Source organism: Serratia sp. KG1D, from assembly GCF_037150675.1.
GTDB lineage: Bacteria > Pseudomonadota > Gammaproteobacteria > Enterobacterales > Enterobacteriaceae > Serratia > Serratia nematodiphila.
In genome coordinates this window covers 1-2,057 of sequence record NZ_JBAGIH010000014.1, presented here as the reverse complement: position 1 = coordinate 2,057, position 2,057 = coordinate 1, and the positions used below count along the sequence as shown (strand labels likewise).

The following is a 2,057-nucleotide window of genomic DNA, read 5'->3' as shown; positions in this document are numbered from 1 at the left end:
CGTCAGGATGTTGTACTGCTGGCCCAGCAGGCTGCGCACCTCGCTTTGCGTCAGCAGGTTGCTGCTGTTTTCCAGCGTGACCGCCACCTCGCCGCCGCCGATCGTCGCCGAGCCGCTGCTCTGGATCCGATCGCTCTGGCCGTTCGGCCCCACTTCCACCGCGTAGCGCGAACCCGGCTCGAAGCTGACGTTGCCGGCCACGTTCAGGGTGCCGATCGAGTTGCCCGGTGCCACGGTGCCGCCACGGCGGGCGGTCAGCGAACCGACCGTGCCGCTGCCGCCGACGATGCCGCCGTTCTGCACGCTGACGGCCGAGGTGACCGAGCCGTTGATCGCCAGCCGCCCCTGATTGACCAGCGTCGGGCCGGCATAGGTGTTGGCGCCGGTCATGACCAGCGTGCCCATCCCTTCTTTGGTCAGGCCGCCATGGCCGGAGATGTTGTTGGAGTAGACTTCCAGCTCGCAACTGATGTCGTCACACTTTCTGGCGTGCAGCGTGCCGGCATCCACCTCGGCGCCCAGACCCGGAATATTGGCGACAAACTGGGTCGGGCCGTAGGCCACGCCCGTCGGATCCGGAATGCGGAACTCCGCAGGAATATCTTCAACGGTATAGAACATGCCCGGGCCGTTGATGGCCTTGCCCAGGTTGATCATCCCCCAGCCGTAGAGCGCGTCGATGCCCGGCGCGCCCATGTCGGTGGCGGTGGTTTTCAGCACGTCGGCAATCTGCGCCGAGCTCATGTACGGGAAGCGCTGCAGCAACACCGCCACCGCGCCGGTGACGTGCGGCGTCGCCATCGAGGTGCCATTTTTATTGCCGTAGTCCGACACCAGGTTGGCCGGATCGGAACCGTTGGCCACGGTGCTGTAGATTTTGCTGCCCGGCGACGAGACGCAGAAGCTGGCGGTATAGCCGCAACGGGAAGAGAAGCTGCTGATGGTGTAAGGCACGCTGTTGGTCGATGTCGCATCCTGCGCCACGCTGGCGACCGACAGCCAGTTGGGTGCGATGTCCGGCACGAAATAGGCCAGCCCGCTGATCACATCCGGCTGGTTGTAGTTGCCGTCGTTACCAGCGGCGAACAGCACCAGAATATTTTTGCGCGCCGCGTCGATGGCGCCCTGATAGCCTGCGCCGGCCAGGCTGCCGAGCAGCGGTTTGACCTGATCGAACTGTTCCTGCGCATCCTTCAGCTCAAAGTGCAGCGCGTTGGGATCGCGGCCGCCGTCGGACAGGAAATCGGGAATACTGACGCCCCAGCTGTTGTTGATCACCCGCACGCCGCTCTTGATCATCGCCTGCCAGCCGGCATTGGTGACGGCGCCGTCCAGGCCGAGGAATTCGCCGTAGGCCGGGCCGTCGTTGTCGTTATCGACGCTGATCACCTGCGAATCGAAGGCCACGCCGTGCATGCCGACGCCGTCGCGGTTCGCCGCGCTGATGCCCGCGACGTGCACCCCGTGATTGCTCAGCATGCCCTGTGAACCGCTGTAGAAGTGGAAGGTGCCGTCGAAGTAAAAGCGATCGCCGGCGTTAATCCCCGGCCGGTGCGGGTCGGTATAGGCGCGGTAGCCTTCGGTGACGACGTTGATCAGTTTGCCGTCGCCAGCAAACTCGGGATGGTGGTTAACCGGGGTGTCGAAAATGCCCACCTTCTGCCCTTTGCCGGTATAGCCGGCGGCGTAGGCCTCATCGGCATGGATCGCCCCCAGCCCCCAGTTGGCGTTGAACTCGGCGCTGCGCCAGCTGGCCGGATCGCCCGCCTGGCCGTTCTCTATATAGGTTGCGGCCTGCGCATACCCCGCCAGCGCCATGCAGCAGACCAGCGCGTTCAGCCGCCATGGTGAGCGACGAGCGTTTCCTTTGCTATCAAAACCCATTGTTGTTGTCATTTCCTTAACTTTTGCTTGTTATTGGCCGACGCCCCAGGTGCGCCGGGTTCTCATTAGCAGGATGTGAAAAAGGAACCGCCCGCAGACGGTTCCCGTACAAGGATTGAGTCGATGTTGCTTAGAAGCGCCAGGTGAAACCGGCGTTGACGCTGTTGTCTTGG

Annotated in this window: 1 protein-coding gene; it reads right to left on the bottom strand. The window is 63.5% G+C overall.

All coding sequences use genetic code 11. The features are described from left to right. Window positions 1-1,884: S8 family serine peptidase (locus WFM45_RS24580; protein WP_336957611.1), on the bottom strand; the 1,884-nt coding region annotated here is incomplete at its 3' end. Window positions 1,885-2,057 lie beyond the last annotated feature (173 nt).